The sequence below is a fragment of the Falsiruegeria litorea R37 genome, from assembly GCF_900172225.1.
Taxonomy (GTDB): Bacteria; Pseudomonadota; Alphaproteobacteria; order Rhodobacterales; family Rhodobacteraceae; genus Falsiruegeria; species Falsiruegeria litorea.
In genome coordinates this window covers 513,007-534,306 of record NZ_FWFO01000002.1, presented here as the reverse complement: position 1 = coordinate 534,306, position 21,300 = coordinate 513,007, and the positions used below count along the sequence as shown (strand labels likewise).

The 21,300-nt window shown below is 56.7% G+C and carries 21 protein-coding genes and 1 tRNA gene; 7 read left to right on the top strand and 15 right to left on the bottom strand.

Annotation, left to right across the window (positions count from 1 at the left end; all coding sequences use genetic code 11):
* Positions 1-50: 50 nt before the first annotated feature.
* From TRL7639_RS16245 to TRL7639_RS16225, 5 genes are all read right to left on the bottom strand, one after another.
* On the bottom strand, positions 51-1,562 hold the full coding sequence (locus TRL7639_RS16245; RefSeq protein WP_085796889.1) for a tripartite tricarboxylate transporter permease: 1,512 nt from the start codon (positions 1,560-1,562) through the stop codon (positions 51-53).
* Between the two features lie 12 nt (positions 1,563-1,574).
* The gene (locus tag TRL7639_RS16240) at positions 1,575-2,000 is read right to left on the bottom strand and encodes a tripartite tricarboxylate transporter TctB family protein (RefSeq protein ID WP_085796888.1); all 426 of its coding nucleotides are present in this window, start codon (positions 1,998-2,000) and stop codon (positions 1,575-1,577) included.
* A gap of 51 nt (positions 2,001-2,051) precedes the next feature.
* Positions 2,052-2,999 (bottom strand): Bug family tripartite tricarboxylate transporter substrate binding protein, encoded by a 948-nt coding sequence (locus tag TRL7639_RS16235; RefSeq protein ID WP_085796887.1) that lies wholly within the window; start codon positions 2,997-2,999, stop codon positions 2,052-2,054.
* 54 nt (positions 3,000-3,053) lie between these two features.
* Positions 3,054-3,584 (bottom strand): MarR family winged helix-turn-helix transcriptional regulator, encoded by a 531-nt coding sequence (locus TRL7639_RS16230; RefSeq protein WP_165759831.1) that lies wholly within the window; start codon positions 3,582-3,584, stop codon positions 3,054-3,056.
* Positions 3,585-3,946: 362 nt separating this feature from the next.
* Positions 3,947-4,537, bottom strand: coding sequence for a carboxymuconolactone decarboxylase family protein (locus tag TRL7639_RS16225; RefSeq protein ID WP_085796885.1), 591 nt, complete (start codon positions 4,535-4,537; stop codon positions 3,947-3,949).
* Between the two features lie 149 nt (positions 4,538-4,686).
* Between TRL7639_RS16225 and TRL7639_RS16220 the strand changes: the two genes are divergently transcribed.
* Positions 4,687-5,796: a hypothetical protein gene (locus tag TRL7639_RS16220; protein ID WP_085796884.1), complete on the top strand. Its 1,110-nt coding sequence runs from the start codon at positions 4,687-4,689 to the stop codon at positions 5,794-5,796.
* A gap of 52 nt (positions 5,797-5,848) precedes the next feature.
* On the opposite strand, the gene TRL7639_RS16215 is transcribed toward TRL7639_RS16220, so the two are convergent.
* Genes TRL7639_RS16215 through TRL7639_RS16200 form a run of 4 tightly spaced genes read right to left on the bottom strand, consistent with a single transcriptional unit; the run spans position 5,849 to position 8,772 of the window.
* Entirely contained in the window at positions 5,849-6,898 is a 1,050-nt protein-coding gene (locus tag TRL7639_RS16215) for an aromatic ring-hydroxylating dioxygenase subunit alpha (protein WP_085796883.1), read from the bottom strand.
* Between the two features lie 3 nt (positions 6,899-6,901).
* The gene (locus TRL7639_RS16210; protein ID WP_085796882.1) at positions 6,902-7,243 is read right to left on the bottom strand and encodes a carboxymuconolactone decarboxylase family protein; all 342 of its coding nucleotides are present in this window, start codon (positions 7,241-7,243) and stop codon (positions 6,902-6,904) included.
* 12 nt (positions 7,244-7,255) lie between these two features.
* On the bottom strand, positions 7,256-8,017 hold the full coding sequence (locus TRL7639_RS16205; RefSeq protein ID WP_085796881.1) for an amino acid ABC transporter permease: 762 nt from the start codon (positions 8,015-8,017) through the stop codon (positions 7,256-7,258).
* Positions 8,018-8,031: 14 nt separating this feature from the next.
* Entirely contained in the window at positions 8,032-8,772 is a 741-nt protein-coding gene (locus TRL7639_RS16200) for an amino acid ABC transporter ATP-binding protein (RefSeq protein WP_085796880.1), read from the bottom strand.
* Between the two features lie 139 nt (positions 8,773-8,911).
* Between TRL7639_RS16200 and TRL7639_RS16195 the strand changes: the two genes are divergently transcribed.
* Positions 8,912-9,682, top strand: a complete 771-nt coding sequence (locus TRL7639_RS16195) for a transporter substrate-binding domain-containing protein (protein WP_110647157.1) — start codon at positions 8,912-8,914, stop codon at positions 9,680-9,682.
* Positions 9,683-9,745: 63 nt separating this feature from the next.
* Here the strand turns inward: TRL7639_RS16195 and TRL7639_RS16190 are convergent, their stop codons facing one another.
* Entirely contained in the window at positions 9,746-10,333 is a 588-nt protein-coding gene (locus tag TRL7639_RS16190) for a helix-turn-helix domain-containing protein (RefSeq protein ID WP_165759830.1), read from the bottom strand.
* A gap of 91 nt (positions 10,334-10,424) precedes the next feature.
* Here TRL7639_RS16190 and TRL7639_RS16185 point away from each other — a divergent pair, with 91 nt between their 5' ends.
* A complete protein-coding gene (locus TRL7639_RS16185) occupies positions 10,425-11,189 on the top strand; it encodes a creatininase family protein (RefSeq protein WP_085796877.1) in 765 nt (254 codons plus the stop codon).
* A 315-nt stretch (positions 11,190-11,504) separates the two neighbouring features.
* On the opposite strand, the gene TRL7639_RS16180 is transcribed toward TRL7639_RS16185, so the two are convergent.
* Complete coding sequence (locus TRL7639_RS16180) at positions 11,505-11,867, bottom strand: DoxX family protein (RefSeq protein WP_085796876.1); 363 nt, start codon at positions 11,865-11,867, stop codon at positions 11,505-11,507.
* Positions 11,868-11,880: 13 nt separating this feature from the next.
* Complete coding sequence (locus TRL7639_RS16175; protein WP_085796875.1) at positions 11,881-12,864, bottom strand: AraC family transcriptional regulator; 984 nt, start codon at positions 12,862-12,864, stop codon at positions 11,881-11,883.
* 233 nt (positions 12,865-13,097) lie between these two features.
* Between TRL7639_RS16175 and TRL7639_RS16170 the strand changes: the two genes are divergently transcribed.
* Entirely contained in the window at positions 13,098-14,519 is a 1,422-nt protein-coding gene (locus tag TRL7639_RS16170; protein WP_164618642.1) for an amidohydrolase family protein, read from the top strand.
* Between the two features lie 300 nt (positions 14,520-14,819).
* Here the strand turns inward: TRL7639_RS16170 and TRL7639_RS16165 are convergent.
* Positions 14,820-14,906 (bottom strand) — tRNA-Leu (locus tag TRL7639_RS16165).
* Positions 14,907-15,117: 211 nt separating this feature from the next.
* Between TRL7639_RS16165 and TRL7639_RS16160 the strand changes: the two genes are divergently transcribed.
* Positions 15,118-15,777 (top strand): DsbA family oxidoreductase, encoded by a 660-nt coding sequence (locus tag TRL7639_RS16160; protein ID WP_085796873.1) that lies wholly within the window; start codon positions 15,118-15,120, stop codon positions 15,775-15,777.
* Between the two features lie 42 nt (positions 15,778-15,819).
* Positions 15,820-16,473 (top strand): lipoyl(octanoyl) transferase LipB, encoded by a 654-nt coding sequence (lipB, locus tag TRL7639_RS16155; protein WP_085796872.1) that lies wholly within the window; start codon positions 15,820-15,822, stop codon positions 16,471-16,473.
* A 29-nt stretch (positions 16,474-16,502) separates the two neighbouring features.
* Here the strand turns inward: lipB and TRL7639_RS16150 are convergent, their stop codons facing one another.
* Together TRL7639_RS16150 and TRL7639_RS16145 are read right to left on the bottom strand one after the other, a co-directional pair.
* Entirely contained in the window at positions 16,503-18,287 is a 1,785-nt protein-coding gene (locus TRL7639_RS16150; protein ID WP_085796871.1) for a bifunctional helix-turn-helix transcriptional regulator/alpha/beta hydrolase, read from the bottom strand.
* Between the two features lie 275 nt (positions 18,288-18,562).
* Complete coding sequence (locus tag TRL7639_RS16145; protein WP_085796870.1) at positions 18,563-18,979, bottom strand: HIT family protein; 417 nt, start codon at positions 18,977-18,979, stop codon at positions 18,563-18,565.
* Between the two features lie 272 nt (positions 18,980-19,251).
* Here TRL7639_RS16145 and ctaD point away from each other — a divergent pair, with 272 nt between their 5' ends.
* A complete protein-coding gene (gene ctaD / locus TRL7639_RS16140; protein WP_085796869.1) occupies positions 19,252-20,922 on the top strand; it encodes a cytochrome c oxidase subunit I in 1,671 nt (556 codons plus the stop codon).
* Positions 20,923-21,300 lie beyond the last annotated feature (378 nt).

The window sequence follows — 21,300 nt, the reverse complement described above, 5'->3', positions numbered from 1 at the left end:
GATCCTTCGAAGCTTTTCCACAGGCGGGAAGGGTGTGTTTTGATTTGAACTCAGCTTTGCCACGCGCGTTCTGCTTGCGCGTTCTTGCGCAGGAACCAAACCACCGAGATCACCGAGAGGACCAGCAGACCAACAGCCACCGGACTTTTCAGGACCTGGGTCAGATCCCCATTGGTCAGGGCCAGCGATTGCGCGATTGATTTCTCGAACCGTGGCCCCAGAAAAAAGGCAATGATGAAGATCACCAGCGAATAGCCAAAGCTCGCCATCAGATACCCCAGCACCGCAAAGATCAGCATGATCGCCACTCCAAAGAGACCGCTGGTCGCCATTGAGACGCCGACAATGCACAACAGGATGGCCGAGGTGAAGATGATCGATTCCGGGGCCGAGATCACCTTGACCCACAGGCGCAAACCCACCTGCCCCACCCAGAGGTTCACAAAGTTGGCCATGATCATCGCACCAAAGAGACCGTAAACCAGACGCCCCTGGTTTTCGAACAGCAGAGGGCCGGGCTGCATCCCGTGGATCATGAAGGCGCTGATGATCAACGCGGCGCCCACCGATCCGGGAATGCCCAGGGTCAGCAAAGGGATGAGGTTCGAGCCGACAACCGCCGAATTGGCCGATTCAGACGCCGCGATCCCATGAAGGTTGCCTTTGCCAAAAGTCTCGGGCTCTTTCGATGCAGCCTTGGTCATGGCGTAAGACATAAACGCAGCTGCGGTCGAACCGATCCCGGGCATCGCCCCCAGGATGGTGCCGATTGTGGCACCGCGCAGCATGGTGAAGCGGCAAGACCAATATTCTGCCCACGTCACGCGCCGATCATCGGGGTTTCCGGTGTCCTTGGTCACAATCGCGGATTGGACATTGCCATGCGCCAGCGACATGCGGTGCAGGATCTCCGAGATCGCCAGCATGCCAATTGCCACCGACGGCAGCGGCAGACCGTCAAAGACGTCCCAATAGCCAAAGATCAGGCGCGGTGTGAAATTCTCGGGGTCTTGCCCGACGGATGCGAACAACAGGCCAAGCGCGGCGGCGATGATGCCCTTGGTCAAGGAGTTGCCGATCAGCCCCGCCAGGATGGAGAAGGCAAAGATCATCAGGGCGACGACCTCGATAGGGCCCATCCTGAGCGCGAGAATGGCCAGCGGTGCGGATACGGTGATCAACACGATGTCGCTGAAGGTGTCGCCTGTGATGGACGAGAACAGCGCCATCTTGGTGGCCTTCAGGGGCTTGCCCTGTTTTGCAAGTGGATGGCCGTCCATCGCGGTGGCGGCTGCGTCCGGCGTGCCGGGCGTGTTCATCAGCACCGCAGGGACAGCCCCGCCAACCAACCCGCCCTTGTTGACGCCCACCAGAAAGGCAATTGCCGGCAGCGGGTCCAGACCAAAGGTGAACGGAATTGCAATCGCCATCGCCATGATGGGCCCGATACCGGGGACCGCCCCAACAAATTGCCCCAAAACCACGCCAGCCAGAACAAAGGCCAGATTATAGAGCGTGAAGGCATCTCCGAAACCAGCGAGGATCGTCGCAAAATCAACCATTCCCGTGTTTCCTTAAGGCAAAGCACGTTCAAGAACCTGCGTCACCAGGAACCAGATCGTGACCGGCATGACGACAACGCCCAGACCAATCCAAAGGGGACGGCGCTCGCCAATCAACAGCATGAGGATCAGCGCCAGCACGGGGGCAACATATTCGAACCCGAACCAGGACATCGCGTAGAGACCTGCGACCAGCACCACGACATAGAGACCGGTTTTGAAGATCAGAGCGGGATCGCGCACCTGCTGAGTGGTTGGCCTGAAGATCAGGACAGCCCCGCAGATCGCAATTACGATCGAGACGATGTTGGGCATGGTCGCGGGCGCAATGTTCCCGCTGTCCACGGTCTCGATGTAGGTGGGGTTGACGTAGAAATACATCGCCAACCCAAACAGCAAGAAAAAGAGACCGGACGCGCGGTCCGCTGAATGTGACATTCTACCCCTCCCAAGGCGTCCCCCACCGCAGGGCGATGCGGGTGGCACTGCTTACTTTGCGAACAGGACCTTGGCGTTTGCCAAGCCGTCCTCCATCATCTGGCGCGTGCCGTCCGGCCCCATGTTGATCGGGTCACCTTTGACCGCGTTGCGGACAATTTCCGCAAACTCGGGCGCTTTGGTGGCCTCATCTATTGCCGTCGCAATGGCTTCGACTGCGGCCGGGTCCGTGCCAGAACGCATGGCAAGGAAGAACACCGGGTCAACATAGGCCTCGACCCCGGATTCGATGAAGGTTTTCGCATCGGGCGCGTAGCTTAGGCGCGACTGGTTGGCGCCCGCGATGACCTTCATGTCACCGGATTCCAAATAGGGATAATGTTCACCCGAACCAAAGCCTGCCAACACCTGCCCCCCCAGGATAAGCTTCATCACCTCGGCGCCCCCATCAGCGGTGACCAGATTGAACTCGGCCCCCGATTTGGCCATCGCCTGCTTCATCAACAGAACCTGCGGCGGGGCCATTGTCGCAACGGGCAGCGTGCCCTGCGATTTGGCATATTCGATCATGCCCGCAAGATCATCAAAGGGTGCGTCCTTGCTGGCCACAAGGGCAAGCTCGGCCTTGGCGACCGTGCCGAGGTAATCAAAGCTCTCCAGATCAAAAGGCAGCTGATCGCCGCGGTTTACCAGTTGCACCAGCACAGGGATGCTCACGCCCATGCCGATGACACTGCCGTTTGCCGGGCGTTGCGACACACCCGTGAACATGGCAACACCGCCACCGCCGGGCTTGTTTTCGACTACGATGTTCCAGCCGGTGTTTTCCTTCATCACCTGCGCCAGAACCCGCCCCATCGTATCGGTTGATCCCCCTGCGCCAAAGCCGATCTGAATTGTCAGCGGGCCGTTGGGTTTCCAGTCGGACGCCGCAACAGGCGCGGCGAGGGCCATCATGATGCTGGCACCAAGCGCCAGAATTTTCGTCTTAAGTCTCATCCTTTTCCTCCCAAAGGGTGATTGGTGACGGTGACACAGGTCACAAGGCACCGGTTATTGCCGGACCTTCCCGGCTACTCGCGAAGCATGTGCGATTTTCTCGCACATCTCGAAAAATTGCCGTTTCTCGACATCGTCGAGCGCGGTGTCGACCGCGTCGGCAAAATCCGCAACAAACGGCAGCAATGCCTGAAACTTCTCTTTTCCTTTTGCCGTCATTGTGAACACACGTGCACGGCGGTCATTGGGGTCTGGCTTGGCTTCGATCAGCCCGCGCTCCTCCATCTGCCTAAGAACCCGGCTCAACTGCGCCTGCTCGGCTTTGGTGAAATCCACAAGCTCTCTTTGCGTGGCGGACGAGGTCGCCCTGAGCCCCACAAGAATACGCCAAGAAACAAGGTTTATGTCCTTGTCCTGAGATACGACCCTTGTGACCTGAGCCTTGAGCAATCGTGAAAGGCGGAACACAGACACAGCCAGAACACTCATCCCCTTCGGGAAATCTTCTGGTCGCAAATCTGAAAGCGGCACTCGTGCGCCCGAGGCGCCACCTTCGGTCAACTGGAGATCAGTAGAATCGCTCATATACATGACATATCATTATTTAACATGATAAGTCATTTAATTATTCACCAAAGCCAGATCTTTCTCTTGTCCCGGGATGGCGCACTGCATGCCGAGGCTGTGGACAAACCGGTTTATCCAACGAAGCCTTGCAGAGGATGCAGCAAGCTCAAACCACGAAAACTATTGCGGGCAAGACGCAAGGGGGGAAGCGGCGCGGCCCGTCAACGCTTCTATTGGTCCACCGCGCGGCACTTGTGAGCATCGAAAAAATCCAGGCGGTACATTCCCACCGTTCTGCACTCGATCACGGGCTGCGGCCCTGCTCTAAAAGTTAGCACTGGGGCGATACGACAAGGCTCTGCGCCCCTTTTTTCAGATCATCAGCTGTCGTTCTCGCCACCCTTGTAGTAGCCGATCACGTCATTGTCTGTTGTCGCCCCCAACCCGTTAAGAAGCCTGTTGGAGTAGTTAAAATAGGCGCAGACCTGATTGACTTCGAGTATCTCACCATCACTGCATCCCACGATCTTCAGCGCTTCGAAATCAGACTTGATCAGCTTGCCCACATCGGTGGTCAGCTTGGCCGCATAGCGCAACAACGCCAGCTCTTTGCCCTCGAACTCATCCTCTGGCCGCTGCGCCTTGAGCGCGAGGAAAATCCGATCGCTGCGCGGCTGGTCCTGAATGAGATTACGAACGTTCATAAAGTGATGGGTCAACGAATAGGTGCAGTCGTTGAGGATCGAGGTATAGCTCGCCACAACTTCGAGGAACCAGAAGGGCAGCACGTTGTCTTTCGAATGCAGCACCGAGCGATAGAGCGTCACATGCCCGTTCATGGTTTCAGGCCGTAGCGAGTGTACCCGCATCACGGTATCGACCGTGCCATGCGGCGTACGTGCCTTGTCCAAGAGTTCCTTCAGACGTCCTGTGGCCTCTTCGTCGGGCACCATATCAATCCATGCGCTCATAGTTGTCTCCTGTTCTGCCATGCCAACTTAAATTGAAAAGCAATGTTACTGACAGTCAAATTTTCAACTCAGGAGAAATTTTTGTAGATCGACGGGCGCAACCAGCGCTAATGTCGCGGCGAAGAGTTACCTTTGCGGGGAATAAAGTCATGCTGCGGTCTGAATTGCGTCTTGGAGCTGAGAACCTGCTTATCACCTGCGCCGGGCTGGCTGCAGGCGACCGGCTGCTTGTTCTGCAAGAAGAGCCAGATAATGGCTATTACGATCAAGGGATTGTGGATGCCGTGGTCGAAACCGCCCGTGAGCTTGACATGCAAACCGATTTGCGCACAGTGCCCTTTGCCCCGATGGGCGGTGCGATTTCCGCTGATCTGGTTGCAGCAATGAAACAGACAGATTGCACCATCTTCCTATCTCGTACTGGTGATCAGATTCGCTTTGACGCCTCGATGGCGGGCATCCGCCCGATCATGTCTTATGCGCTAGACGCCGAGATGCTGGCCTCGGGCTTTGGTCGTGCGGATTACGCTGGCTTTGTCGCATTGAAGAACGCAGTCAACGCCTTGTACGCCGGGGCCAATGAAATTCGCGTGACCTGTCCGCTGGGTACCAATTTTTCCGGCCCCGGTGCTGCCTATCCCCTGGCGGGTGCAGCGGATGTCAGCGTCACCCGGTTTCCCATGTCGATCTTTGCGCCGGTGCCTGCCAATGGTTTCTCTGGGGTAGTGATGCAGGATGGGTTCTTGGTCGGCACCGGGTCGAAATTTTATGACCCTTATGGCTGTGACTTGCGTGAACCGCTGGCCGTTCACTTCGACAACACCCGCCTGACACATTTCAGCGGTCATGAGATGGACGTGCATTGCGCCCAGATGCATTATGAAAAGGTTGGGAAAATGTTCGACCTCGACCCTCTCACCATGCATTCCTGGCATGCTGGGATCCATCCCGGCTGCGCCTATCCTATGCCAGCCGCCGAAAACTTCGAGCGCTGGAGCGGCAGCGCCTTTGGCAATCCCCGCCTGATGCATTTTCACACCTGCGGGCATTACGCCCCAGGAGAGATTTCGCTGAATGTGTTGGATCCCACGATTACCATCGATGGGGTCGCGGTCTGGAAGGAGGGCGTCTTTGACCCCAAATGCGTTCCAGGTGGTGCGGCGATCCTTGCTCGATACCCCTGTATGCAAGCCGTGTTCAACGCCCCAGCCCAGGAGGTGGGCCAAGGCTCCAACGGGCGCCTTATGGGCGCTGTCTAAGGTCCGCGCGGCAGGCCAGTTTTCTGGCCCACTGCGGTTGCAGTCCTCGTCTCTACGACTCTTCCGCCAAAATTGCATTGGCCACGCGCGAACGGAACCGCATCGCCCCTGCATCCAGCCCAAGGTTGAGATAAGGCGTCTTGCGCCGTGCCATGCCGGTTTGCACGTATTCCAACACGTCCTTGTCCTCGGTGAATGCCATGATCGCGCCCTGGAACATGCGCTCGGATAGCTCGCTATCCTCGGCATGCATATTGCGGTGTTGAAACCAGAAATAGCGCGAGTTTTCACCGTCCACCGGCGTGATGAAATTGTACGAGATATTCACCAGAGCATTAGGTGAGATCGGTTTGTCCGGCCCGCCTTCGCCCACTGGCGCATAGACCGACATATTGATCGCGGTAGAGGGAAGTCGACATTCGTAATGCTGCTTGCGGTCACAGTTCGGACCAAAAGGCAGCATGGGTTTATAGTAGGGTGCGGGCGGCTCGTCATATATCCAGCGGGACACCACCACCCCGGTGTCGAACACCTCCAGGTCCAGCGGATGGCTGTCGGTCCCTGCCCCCGCGAAAGAGGTCAGATGCACCCAGGCCACGTGACTCGGATCCAGCAGGTTGTCGGTGATATAAAGATAGTGGCAGGCCATCTCCATCGCGCCTTTGGCGGTTTTGCCCCAGGTTGGATTGTCAAAATTCGGGATGTCGATGATCTTATCCCGGTCCGCTTTGTCTGGATCCCCCATCCAGAGCCACAGAAAGCCCCAGCGATCTTCGGCTGCATAGGAATGCACCGCGGCGCGGCGTGGCGGGTTGTCCAACTGCGTTGGCGCAATCACGCATTCGCCACTGCAATCAAAGGTCAGCCCATGATAGCCACAGACCACGTGGTCACCTTCGATCGTGCCGCGCGACAGGGGGAGTTTGCGATGCGGACAGGCATCCTCCAAGGCGATCGCCTTACCCTTGGTGTCGCGGTAGATCACGATCTCTTCGTCCAGCATCCGCACCGCGCTCAACTCGCGGCCGAAATCCTCGCTTCGCCCGGCAACATACCAGCAGTCGCGTATATAGCCCTCAGCTCCTATCAGGTCAGGTCGCATCGCTCACCCCTGCCCAGAGAAGACGTCAAAGGCCTTCAGCGCCTTGGCGCTATAGGCATAGGAGGGCCCGCCCCCCATATAAGTGGCCATGGCCAGCGCCTCGCAGAGTTCCTCACGGGTGATCCCAAGCCGAACCAGAGAGCGTACGTGAAACCCGATACAGCTGTCGCAACGGGTCGCAATCGCGATCCCCAGGGCCATGATCTCCTTGGTCTTTTCGCTGAGCGCGCCATTGGTCTTTGCGGCCTTGCCCATGATGCCAAAGCCCTTGACAGTCTCGGGCACCTCCTTGGAAAAGGTTCCGATGTCGGCCTCGATTTCGGCCATGAAGTTGTCCCAATCCATGTCTTGTCTCCTTTAGCCGCGCTCGTCCGAACCCATGCGCCGCTCCAGCCAGCGCACGCCTGCGCTGATGATCAGCACGAGGATCAGATATTCGAGGATCAGCAATGAATAGATTTCCAGCGGGCGGTATTCTGTCACCACCAGCTCATTGGCGCGTCGCGTCAGTTCCTGCATGCCGATGACACTGGCAAAGGCGCTCATCTTGACGATGTAGATAAACTGATTAGCCAGCGGAGGCAGAATGCGCCGGATGGCCTGTGGCAGGATGACGTAGCGCATGGTTTGCAGGTAGTTCAAACCGATGGTCTGCGCGGCTTCGGTCTGTCCTTTGGCAATCGACTGGATGCCTGCGCGATAGATTTCGGCGGTAAAGGCGCTGTCCGACAGGGCCAGGGTAATGATTGCGCCCCAGAAGGGATCAATCGGTACGCTCATTCCCATCTCACGAAAGATGATCGGCAGCCCGTAGAAGACCCAGAACAACATCGGGAGCAGCGGGATCGATCGGACAAGCTCGACGTAGACTCGGTTCACCAACCGCCACCAGCGACTTTTGGCCAACCCCGGCAAGGCCACGATCAGCCCCAGCACAATTGAAATCACCGCCGCAATCACCGAAATCAGGATGGTATCGCCCATGCCCGAGATCAGGAATTTCACATTGATCCAGCCCGAGGCCGTCATCGGGTTGATCACATACCAGCCCCAGGTGGAGGAGCTGGAACAGCCCGTCAACACCAGGAACGGCACCATCAGAACCAGAAGTTTCTTCATCGTCGCGCCCCTTATCAATGCTCTAGGATCTGGCTGAGGAATTTCTGGCAGCGGGGTGATCTGGGCGAGCCAAAGAACTCATCCGGTGTGCCCTGTTCGACGATCTCGCCCGCATCCATGAAAATCATGTTGTCTGCAACCTTGCGGGCAAATCCCATCTCATGGGTCACGACAACCATGGTCATACCTTCCTGTGCCAGTTCGACCATCACCTCCAGCACCTCCGAGATCATCTCGGGGTCCAGCGCCGAGGTCGGCTCATCAAACAACAGCACCTTTGGTTCCATGCACAGCGACCGGGCAATCGCCACCCGCTGTTGCTGGCCGCCAGACAGCTGTCCAGGGCGTTTCAACGCCTGATCCGGGATGTGCACACGCTCGAGATAGTGCATCGCTTTGGCTTCGGCTTCGGATTTTGAAATGCCCCGCGCCTTGATCGGCCCAAGCATCAGGTTCTCCAGCACGGTCAGATGCGGAAACAGGTTGAACTGCTGAAACACCATACCCACCTCCGAGCGAATCGCAGCCACAGAGTTCGGATCATTGGTCAACTCGATCCCATCGACCCGGATCGTACCCTTTTGGTGCTCCTCCAGCCTGTTGATGCAGCGGACCACTGTCGATTTCCCCGAGCCCGAGGGGCCACAAATCACGACCTTTTCACCGGTCTGCACGGATAAATTGATGTCTTTAAGGACATGGAACGTGCCATACCACTTGTTGACATCCACAAGTTCGATTGCCGTTTCGCTCACTGGCTAGGCTCCTCCTGGCACTAAATTTTCCTCAGAAGAAATTTTTTTCTTGAGATTAACGTCGCTCTTGGCGTTAAATCAAGTATCAAAAATGCTTCAAATCGAAGGCAGTCCAAGAACCACCAACGGGAGAAACACAATGAAACGTGCACTCAAAGTCGCCGCCGCGGCCGCCGTCAGCCTGGCACTTGCTGGGGCCGCCACCGCACAATCCGCCCTGAACGAGATCCTTGACGGCGGTGTTCTCAAGGTGGGCACCACCGGGGACTGGAACCCGATGACGCTGCGCGATCCGGCGACCAACAGCTATAAGGGATTTGATATCGATATCATGACCGAGCTGGCCAAGGATCTGGGCGTTGAAGTCGAGTTCGTGCCCACGGATTGGAAAACACTGGTCAACGGCGTGGTCGCGGGCAAGTATCACATGACCGGTTCCGCCTCGATCTCGCCTCCGCGCATGAAAGTCGCTGGTTTCTCCGAAAGCTACATCTCGGTCGAACTCTACCCTTTTACCACCAAGGACAAGGCAGATCGCTTTGACGGGTACGACTCGATCAACCAGCCCGGCGTAAAGGTCGCCACCACCCTTGGCACCACTTTCGAGAAGCGCGTGCGCGAGTGGTTCCCGAATGCCGACATCAAAGTGGTTGAGGCCCCTGCCCGTGGTTTCCAAGAGGTTCTGGCCGGACGCGCGGATGTCTTCATCACTTCGAACATCGAAGGCTCCACGCTTGAGGCGAAGTTCCCTGTGGTCCGCGTCAACGGAACCGGCCCGCGCTCACCCTCGCCCATCGCCATGCTGCTGCCCCAGTCCGATCAGGTCTGGATCAACTACGTGAACAACTGGGTCAAAGTGAAAAAAGCACAAGGTTTCTTTGAGAACATCAAAGCGAAATGGGGTCTGTGATCCGATCCGCTTGCCGTTCTGGCCCGTCCCATATTGGGGCGGGTTTTTCTCAGGCCACTGCTGTCAGGCTACTGCCTTGGCTACCAGAGTGATAAAACTCACCTTGTTGGTTTTAAGCTCCACCGCCCCGTGGGCGGTACTGGCATCATAACTCAGACTGTCACCGGGACGCATGTGATAGACACCTTCGCCACAGCGATAAATCATCTCGCCATCGGTTACATGCACGAACTCGATCCCCTCATGCTGATAGAGCGGGCGCGGCGACAACGGGCCCTCAAGCGTCACATTGAAGGTCTCGAAATTCACATGGCCGGATTCGGCCCTTCCGATCAGCTTGTAGATATGGCCAAAGCCACTGCCCAACCGCTGCACTGTCATTCCCTCACCCGCGGCGACAAAGGACACATCCGTGCGCTCAACCGTACCGGCAAAGAAATTGATCAGCGGGACACCCGTCGCCTGCGCCAACGCTTCCAGAGAGTTGAGCGAGGCCGAAACCTGGCCCCGTTCGATTTTGGAAATCATCGCGGGCGAAACTTTGGCCTTGGCCGACAACTCTGCCAGAGTCAGTCCCGCCAAAACGCGATGCGCCTTAACAGCAGCGCCAATCAAGTGGTCCAGAGGTGGTTTCTCTAATTCAATGGGCAATGAATCTTCCATAGAGATAGCGTACCGCCCCAAATGCAAAAGGGAAAGCGATGCTCAGATCCGTGCCCCCAGAAAACTTTAAGGAACACGCATGAAGCTCGAACATATGACATGGCGAGAGGTCGACAACCGGATCCGCAAAGGGGCCGCGATCATGTTACCGGTTGGCTCGACCGAGCAACATGGACCCATGGGACGGATTGGAACCGACACGATTTGCGCAGAAGCGGTGGCCCTGCAGGCTGCCGAGATCTGCAACGCCATTGTCGCACCACCACTGGCCTATACTCCGGCTCCGTTCAACACCGCTTTTCCCGGCACAGTCTCAATGCCGGTCGAGATTTTCCAGCCCCATGCCGACGCCGTTATCTCTGGCCTCCTGGATCAGGGGTTTCTGGGCGTGTTCGTCGTCAACGGCCACGGCGCCAATATAGCGCCCTTGCGCAACATCGCAGCCACCCGCGAACCCGAACAGATGATAATCCGCAGTTGGTGGGAGCCGGAGGAGGTCAACAGCCTCCGCCGCGATCTTTACGGCGATTGGGAGGGCATGCACGCAACCCCGTCGGAAATCGCAATCACACAGTCCCTGCTGGGAGCCCTGCCATGGGATGATGCCTGTGAACCACCAACAAAGCTGACAAAGGAGTATCTCCTTGCGCATAGCGGAGACCGCCACGGCCCCCCGGATGAACATCGGGAAATGTTCCCCGACGGTAGGGTCGGCTCCCATTCTGCTTTGGCGACGCCGGAAGACGGCAGTCGAATTCTTCGGACTGCAACGCAGGCCATCGCGCGAGAGTTTCTCGAATTTGAGCAAAGGTCCCACGGAACTTTTCATCTCGGAGACGATTGAAAAGCATCTTTTGTTCAGGGTTTCTAGGTCGGTCTGAAGGTCAGTATTCCTCAGGATCCTCAACGGCTTCGCACTTGCGAAGAATGACCGCTCTGCGCCCTTTCAACATGCGAGGTGCCCTCCGCCTCCCTGGAAACAGATGGCCCCTTCGGGTCGTTCGCTAAACTTTGCAAAGGTTGCTATCTGCACATCGCCGCCATCCCCTACGGATGGCTGCCCCCAGCCCAAAGCAGACATGGCCGATCTGCACGCCGGGCGGATTCCAGTCATTCGCAGCAAGTTAAACAAATGGCGGCTTTCGGTTTGGAATACCAGTTAAAGCAGCCCTAAAATCAGTTCCTTACTGTTCCAAAAGATGACGGCGGACAGCGTACCAGTTATCATGGCTGGCACACCCTGTTTCCAGGTGTCAAAGATCAAATGGCACCCGACGGCCCCAATCGAAGTCGCCAGCAGCGCCATTGCCCCAAGTGGCGTGAGGAGTGTACCCGAAGACCAGATTGCGAGTGCTCCGAACAGCTCAACCATGCCCACCAATCGCATAATGCTTCGGTTCAGGCCGTAGCTTTTGAACATCTCGAGCTGGACCTGGAATATCTTGTCGTGCCAGCCGAATATCTTGATCGAACTTGCAAACAGAAAGAAAGCAGTCAGTAAAACCTTGATGATCTCAATCATTGTGATTGTTCCGTTAACTAGCCGATTGCCGGTAGGCTCGGGGAGATAGCCCAGTACGTTTTCGGAACGCCCTGCTGAACGCTGTCGCGTCTGAATAGCCTAAACTTAGCGCAATGCTCTGGATTGAAGCGTTGGAGTTGGCCAATGCGCCCTTAGCGGCCTCCATTTTCAAGCCCGTAAGAATTTCGACAATGGTCGTATCAAATTTGGCCAATCTTCGTGCAAGAGCAGATTTTGAAAACCCGCACAGCTCTGCCGCTGTTTCCACGCTCAGGTTACTCTCGCTAATGTGCTTTTCTAGTATTGCACGAATGGCCTCCACAAACCCCTTCGGGGCGAGCATATCCAGCTGCGGGCCGACTAAATCATCCGTGTCTTCGGGCGCTAAGACCCCATTCAGCGGAATCGTTAACCATGCAGCAGGAAACCGAATGGAAAAGCCCCGGTCATTGCTCTTGATCGCCCGGATGCCGTGAAACTCTTGCGGTAGAACAGCCGGATCGCACATCCTGACCAACACCGAAGCCGGATCCCAGCGGAAATCCAGCGCTTCATGCAAGAATGTGATCCAAATCCCAATCATGAAGCCGTCGATGTGGGCCGGTGACACGGTTGGTACAAACTTACGTTTGGCGCTAAAATAGGCCGTGGTGTCTTCGACGAACAGGCTCTGAGAGATGGAGTTCGTCTCGCTGGCCACAGCTTGGGTGAAGCGAGAGATAAACCCACCAATTGTCGTGGCCTCCTCAAGGGCGGCGCCGAACGGAAGGAAGTCTGCAAGGTTGATGTTGCGACCAACGGACGTGCAGAAACGCTGATCATTGCGTAGTTCAGCCGCCGCTGCGTACACCCGATAGACAATATCATTTCGTATGTAGGACGTCGGATCTGTAATGGACACGACGGAAAGATCAAAGGCCGCTAGAAAAACGTCAATGTCTTCGCCGCGGGACTTCAACGCCTGAACCACAGGAGCCAATACAGTGGCCCGAACCATCGGTATGTCACTACGATCATGATTTGCAGCCACAAGAACACCCTCACTTGTCACGCGTTGAAGAGTATAGACGGATCGTCAGGAAAATGGAGAGGGCACCCGCAATAACCTGACATTTTGCAACGACAATCGTAATGATTCGCCTCGAACTGTCAGGTAAGTCATTTAAGTATCGGGCATTCTGCCTAGAGAAGAGATCCAAATTTCGTTCTCGGTCATCTCAGGGGAAGCCAATGAAAGTTCTGTCGAAATATACGACTGGGGTTGCGGCGTTAGCTGCGGCAGTAACCTTTTCTGCCAGCTTTGCGTTCGCTCAGGACACACCAGCGCAAACGTTGTTCACCAATGTGAATGTCTTTGATGGGGTGAACGAGTCTCTAATAGAGAACGCCAGCGTTCTGGTCGAAGGTAACTTGATCAAGGCCGTGTCAACGGATGCCATTGATGCACCGGATGCCACGGTCATCGACGGTGGTGGCCGAACATTGATGCCGGGGCTGATAGAGAGTCACGTGCATCTGAACATGCAACATATGGTCGGTGGCTACGATACATTTGAAGACCGTGACTGGCAAGAAGTCGGGGCAATGGCAGCATTTACGGCTCAAAGTATCTTGATGGATGGCTTCACGACCGTGCGTGACGTCGGTGCCTTGCAGGTTGGGATTCGCCGCGCAATTGACGGCGGTTTTGCAATTGGCCCTCGGATTTACCACGCTGGTGCCGTGATCAGCCAGACTTCCGGACATGGTGACTGGAGACTGAAGGGTCAAAACACGCTCGAAAGCCGAAACACCGGAAAAGTAGCGCAGCTTGGTCTGGCATATGTCGTTGATGGGCACGATGCATCGCTGAGTGCCGCCCGACAGAACCTCGCGAACGGGGCTGTGTTGAACAAGATGATGATGAGCGGCGGTGTCTTCTCGTCGAAGGACGGCTTACATACGATACAGGCCACCGACGAGGAAGTGACAGCCGTGGTCCGAGCTTCAAATGATTGGGGCACCTACGCAACGGCGCATGTGAACAACCCACCCGATATTCAACGCGGTTTGCGCCTCGGCCTGGGAGAGATCATGCACGGGCAGTTTCTCGATGAGGAGACAGCCGCAATGATGGTCGAAGCAGGCGTGTTCTATAATCCGCAGCTCTCGGTTTCTTCTCTCGAAGCAATCGAGCGCACGTTTGGGCCTGAGCCGTCAGTGAACAAAGCAAAATCATTGTTGGTTGCCAAGGGAATGGCACGGATTCCGGATATTCTTTTGAAATTTCCCAAGCTTTTGGAAAAGACCACCTTTGGCGTAGATACCGTCACAGTTACGCCAGCGAATGCGATCCGCAACCGCGATCACGAAATTTGGTTTTGGGCCGACAAGTTTGGTACTTTGCAGACGCTGAAATCCATGACCTCAATCGGCGGCGATCTCGCCGCTCTCACGGGTGGCCAGAACCCATATCCCGCCGGCTCCCTCGGTGTGATCGCGGAAGGCGCATATGCTGACATCTTGTTGATCGATGGTAATCCGCTGGAAGACATCACTTTGATTGGTGGCAGCAAAGAATTGTTCGAAGCACCAGACCGCAAACCCGGAGAGATCCCGGCGATGGATCTGATCATGAAAGACGGTGTGATATACAAGAACACGCTGGATTAATGGTTAAGGTGTTGGGCCAGCCGTCCGGCATCTGTATAGGCACAGAACAGCAGCCGCGTCTTTTAGTTCATAATGATGCGGCAGTTTTAGGAACCAACCAGCAATTCGCCGCAAGAGTCTTGATGGTCCCGTATGGGCCGTTCGCCAGACTTTGCAAAGGTTGCTATCTGCGCATTCCGGCCATGTCAGAGGCGAGTATTCTTGTATCGACCCACCCGTCTTAAGTGGGGACACAAAGATGGTCCGAGCTTGATCAGTATCCAGCGGCCATCCGAAAAGCATGTATGATATTGGGTTGATTGGTGCGGTCGAGAAGACTCGAACTTCCACGGGTGTTACCCCACAGCGACCTCAACGCTGCGCGTCTACCAATTCCGCCACGACCGCACTGTCCAGGCTTGGTGGAGCGGGGTCTAACGTGAAGCGTTGCCATTGTGAAGAGGAAAAGCGCAGAAATTTTCGCAATGGTCACAGCGGCGCTGCCGCATAACACCAGTCGCCGAAATTTTGGGTGCCAGCCCTGAGGCTGCCTCCACCAGCCTCTTGAATATCCAAATCCGACACGCACCTTTAGGGTGCACCAAACGAGGAAGATCTCATGCCCGCTGACACGCCCCGCCCTATCGTTCAAGTTGACATCGTGTCGGACGTCGTGTGCCCTTGGTGCATCGTGGGATTTCGTCAGTTGGACCAGGCTCTGACGCGCACAGGGTTTCTGGCAAACCTCCGCTGGCATCCCTTTGAATTGAACCCAACCATGCCACCCGAAGGCCAGAACCTGCGTGAGCACATCATGGAAAAATATGGCTCCACGCCTGAGCAGAGCCAGCAGGCGCGTGATCGGTTGACCGCATTGGGGACTGAACTAGAGTTCACCTTCAACTTTTCCGATGACAGCCGCATGGTGAATACCTTTCAGGCGCATCAACTGTTGGATTGGGCCGAAGAGCGACAATTGCAGCATCCGCTAAAGATGGCGCTGTTTGACGCTTACTTCACCCATGGTCGGGACGTGTCGGACCCTACGATTCTGGCCGACATTGCCGGATCTGTCGGTCTGGATCAGCAGGCGGCACAACACGTGCTCAGCAGCGGTGAGCGCCAGCAGAGCGTGCGTGAAAAACAAGGGTTCTGGACCAGCCGCGGCATCTCGGGTGTGCCGTCCATGGTCTTTGGCGGCAAATACCTTGTGACCGGGGCCCAAGGCGTCGACACTTACGAACAGTTGCTGCGCCGGTGCGAGGCCGAAGCGGCCTGACGCCCCTTTTCCTGCCTGCGCGCGCCGCATATAGAGCACACCATGGAATGGATCACATCAGATGGGTTGGTCGGCTATCAGGCGGCCGTAGAGTTCATGGAAGACCGCGCCGCGCAAATCGCGGCCGGGACGGCAGATGAGTGCATCTGGCTGGTCGAGCACCCGCCCCTCTATACCGCTGGCACATCAGCAAAGATTGAGGATCTGACCGACCCCGACCGGTTCGAGGTCCACGTCAGCAAGCGCGGCGGGCAGTACACCTATCATGGCCCCGGTCAGCGAGTTGTTTATGTGATGCTGAATGTGGGTGAACGGGGCCGGGATGTGCGTAAATTCGTGCAACAGCTCGAAGAATGGGTCATTTCGGCTTTGGCTGAATTCAATGTGCGCGGTGAAATTCGCGAGGGTCGTGTCGGCGTTTGGGTCGAACGGGACGACAAACCGTTGACGGTTTCGGGCGCCAAGGCTGAAGACAAGATCGCGGCGATCGGCATTCGGTTGCGAAAATGGGTCAGTTTTCACGGCATCTCGATCAACGTTGAACCTGATCTGGAACATTTCAGCGGCATCGTGCCCTGCGGGATCGCCGAATACGGCGTAACATCCTTGGTCGATTTGGGGCTACCTGTGACGATGGATGATGTGGATCTGGCGTTGAAGCGGACGTTTGAAAAGATATTTACGAACGCATCCTGACCATCCCGCCATAGCCCCAATCAGCGCCTTCAGGCCCCAAGGGCCAAAACCTGGGCATCCTGCCCATCAAATGCGACCAAATCATCGATTGCTGCCAGAACCGCCTCGGGGCGTTCATAGATCAGGAATTGGCCTGCGTCCCTGAACAGGCGCATGGACATGTTGTCATGTTCGCCGACAAACCGCTCGGTCGCGCACGCCGGGATGACCGGATCCAGCGCGCCATGCAGATGCAGCACAGGCGTTGTCGACCCCTGAATCATGGCCAGCCAGTTGCGAACCATCAGATGCCCATCAGAGGTAAAACCCGCCGCCCCGGCCTGAGCCGCAAACCGATACCCGGCATACATCAACTCGGCCAGATCCAAACGGTCAACGACCTGCCGTTCGTGACTGCCGGGTTTATAAAGTGTGTCCATGAACTTGGGCACGTCGTCACTGTCGACCAATGCGATGCCGGCGCGCACAAAAAACGGCAGCAATGCAGGCGCGAAACGCGCAGTATAGGCCATCACACGTTGGCGGGGTGCCATTTTCGAGATCTGTTTCATCCGCAGGACCGGCCCGCCCCCGGCAACGGCAACCATCCCCTTCACTCGCCCGTGCAGGCTGCTGCACGCCACGTGCCCATGCAGGGCACCTGCCATATGGCCAAGGATGACAGGTTGCTCCAATCCCATACAGGCAATCAATTCATTGATGTGGGCCACGCCCGAGTTCAGGGCTTCTTCGGGGCTGCTTACGGTTTCGGACTGACCATATCCGGGGCGCACGGGTGCGATCACCCGATAGCCCCGAAGCGATCCCTGTGTCTGCAGATGATGGAGCGGCGCCATCCCATCCAGCATACCGTGCAGATAGATCACGGGTTGCCCATTGGGATCCCCGCACTGGAACAGCTGCATTTGCAGCCCGGTGTCCATCGAGCGCAGCTCGCTGTGCAATTCGACGGCTCCAGGGTGGCTGGCCATGCTTGGCCCTTCGCTGCCCACCAAAAAGGCCACAAGCCGGATCAGATCGACCTGCCCGGGCGCCCCGGTTTTTGACAGAACGGATTTTGCCTGGTTGCGCACGGTGTGTTCGGACCGCCCCGACAGAGCCGCCATTTCCCGCAGGCTGCGCCCTGCCATGAGGTTGCGCACGACGTCGACCTCTGCCTTGGACAGACCAAAGGAGGTAACCAGCAATTGCTCTGCCTCGCCTGTCCAGCGGTAATCCAGCCCTTCGATCACAAGGCGCGCTTCGCCGTTGTCATCAACGATTCGGGCAATCAGGTGACGGGGTGTGGCATCTGTCGTCAGAACAACCGCATCAGACCCGCCATCTGCTTGATGCGCCGCGCGGCGCAACTCTTCCAGCATGGTGACCGAACCAGCGGTCAGCCGGTCGTTCAACGCATCTATCGACGTCCGTTGATCAAAAAACGCGCCTGCGCCCTTGCCCAGGGCAATTATTCGACCGTCAGTCGTGGCCAGCAATGCAAATCCGTCGACCGAAGCAATGCGATCTTGCAGCGCTGTCCTTGGCACCTTGCGGCCAATCTGATTCAGAATATCGTGAGCACGGGCAAAATGCGCCTGCAGTTCGGGATCGATCTCCATCCCGCCCTGGACATCGCGCCCGTCCAGGTGTGAAGCAACCTGCGGTTCACTCAGGATCTGAGTGATGTGCTCCTCCCACGCCTGCATGAACGCCTCATACAGCTCAGGTCGCAGCACCGTCTCATAGATGGCCGCGATAACCTGATCCCGAGTGATCTCGCCTGCGTGCTTCAATTCTGTCCCTGCGTCTCTTTGTCGAACCAGCCGGTCCATTCCCACTAAATTAAGTGAGTACGCCAACAATTCCAGCCAAATTTGCTAACCAAAGATGATCTTTGACCCATTTGGGTCATGTCGCGCATCGGCGTCTGATGCAGATTGAACAGGCCGTTCTGTGAGTGAGTGGTACATTTTAGCAATCTGGCGAAGGCGAGCTCCGGCTTGTTTTGGCCATTTTAGGACGTTAAGCCGCCTCGGATCCCATCCCGAGGCGGCAATTCTATTTCAGATGCAATTTGTCGTTGCGCCTTGACGAAACCGGGCTCTTTTCAGGCCAGAGCCTCTCTGATCTTGTCTGCATGTTGCGCGATCAGGTCGAAATCCCCCATTTTCCCCGGTGCGCGTACCGATACGCCTTCGTGACGGGGCAAAACGTGGAAATGCAGGTGAAAAACCTCCTGCCCGCCCGCTGCCTCGTTGAACTGCTGGATGGTCACCCCATCGGCATCAAAGGCTTGCATGACAGCTTGGCTCAACTTTTGAACGGTGGCGATAACCGCTGACAGTTGCTCGGGCGACGCATCTAGTACGTTGCGGCAGGGCGTTTTGGGGATCACCAGCAGATGCCCATCCGCCCGCGGCATGATGTCCATGAACGCCAAGGTTTCCCCATCTTCGTAAACCCGGTTCGAGGGGATCTCTTCGCGCAGGATCTTTGCAAAGATATTGTCAGGATCGTATGTCATGGGTGACCTCAAATGCTGCGACTGTCCTGTTTGTTGCGCCCCAGGCGATCCAAGGTCAACCCGACAAAGGGAAAGCCGGTTCGCCCGCGGCCCCGGAAACGGCGCCTGGCGGCGGCATTTGCTCCTTTTGTTCAAGGGGGGTGCGGCTATTTATCTTGACCTAGATCAAACTCCGCCATTGAAGGCGGTCCCGCTGCACTCTAAAACCAGCAGGAATCCGCGCGGCCCGGAGAGGTCCGGCTGCGCGTGCAGTTTCAACAGGAGGCACCTAAATGGCAGACGCAGCCATTCATGGTCACGAGCATGAAGACAACCGCGGTTTCTTTACCCGCTGGTTCATGTCGACCAACCACAAAGACATCGGGATTCTCTACCTGATCGTCTCGGCCCTGGCAGGCCTGATCTCGGTCATGCTGACCGTTTATATGCGACTGGAGCTCATGGAGCCCGGCGTTCAATACATGTGCCTCGAAGGCGCCCGTTTCCTGGCAAGCGACGAAGTTTGTACGCCAAACGGTCACCTTTGGAACGTGATGATCACCTATCACGGCGTTCTGATGATGTTCTTCGTCGTCATTCCGGCACTGTTTGGTGGTTTTGGCAACTACTTCATGCCGTTGCAGATCGGTGCACCGGACATGGCGTTCCCGCGCATGAACAACCTGTCGTTCTGGCTCTACGTGGCCGGTACGTCGCTGGGTATCGCTTCGATGCTGACACCGGGCGGCAACGACCAGTTGGGCTCGGGTGTTGGCTGGGTTCTGTATCCGCCGCTGTCGACCACCGAAGGTGGCATGTCGATGGACCTCGCAATCTTCGCTGTTCACGTATCGGGCGCCTCCTCGATCCTGGGCGCGATCAACATGATCACCACCTTCCTGAACATGCGTGCCCCCGGCATGACCCTGTTCAAGGTGCCGCTGTTCTCGTGGTCGATCTTTGTCACCTCGTGGCTGATCCTGCTGTCCCTGCCGGTTCTGGCGGGCGCGATCACCATGCTGCTGATGGACCGCAACTTTGGCTTTGCGTTCTTTGATCCGGCCGGTGGCGGTGACCCGATCCTGTACCAGCACATCCTTTGGTTCTTTGGTCACCCCGAAGTGTACATCGTGATCCTGCCTGGTTTCGGCATCATCAGCCACGTCATCGCGACCTTCTCGCGCAAGCCTGTCTTCGGCTACCTGCCGATGGTCTGGGCGATCATCGCGATTGGTGTTCTGGGCTTCGTCGTTTGGGCGCACCACATGTACACCGTCGGCATGTCGCTGAACCAGCAAGCTTATTTCATGCTGGCCACAATGGTCATCGCGGTGCCCACAGGGGTCAAGGTCTTCTCGTGGATCGCCACCATGTGGGGCGGCTCGATCGAGTTCAAAACCCCGATGCTTTTCGCCTTTGGCTTCCTCTTCCTGTTCACCGTTGGTGGTGTGACCGGGGTGGTTCTGTCGCAGGCGGGCGTGGACCGGGCGTACCACGACACCTACTACGTGGTTGCGCACTTCCACTACGTGATGTCGCTGGGTGCCGTGTTTGCGATCTTTGCCGGTGTCTACTTCTACTTCGGCAAGATGTCGGGCCGTCAGTATTCCGAGTTCTGGGGCAAGATCCACTTCTGGATGTTCTTCATCGGTGCAAACCTGACGTTCTTCCCGCAGCACTTCCTGGGTCGTCAGGGCATGCCGCGTCGTTACATCGACTATCCGGAAGCCTTCGCCTATTGGAACAAGATCTCGTCCTATGGCGCGTTCATCTCGTTCGCTTCGTTCCTGCTGTTCTTCGGCATCATGTTCTTCGCGCTGACACGCGGAGCACGTATCACCCAGAACAACTACTGGAACGAATATGCCGACACGCTGGAGTGGACCCTGCCGTCGCCTCCGCCGGAGCACACCTTCGAGATCCTGCCCAAGCAGGAAGACTGGGACAAGAGCCCCGCGCACTGACCCAAAGCATAAAACACCAAAAGCCCCGGCATAGCGTCCGGGGCTTTTTTTTACAAACGAGGGGCAGGGCATTGCAGCAAAGTCGCAGATTTACTTGTTTGTTTGCGCAATGGAAAATTTGAATTGAGTTTAATTCAATTGTAAGATTTGTCTCACTCAGACAGTTAAAGATTTAGAGGCAATTTCATGACGTCGACCTGGAGCGTTTACTCCATGGTAAAAGACAGACGATCGGTGCTTGACCGCTTTGTCCAGCACCACCTGTCGATTGGAGCAAGCTACGTCCACTTGTTTTTTGACGACCCGGACGATCCACAATACGCGCATTTCGCCAATCAGCCCGGTGTCATAGCAGTACGATGTGACGCGTCCCATTGG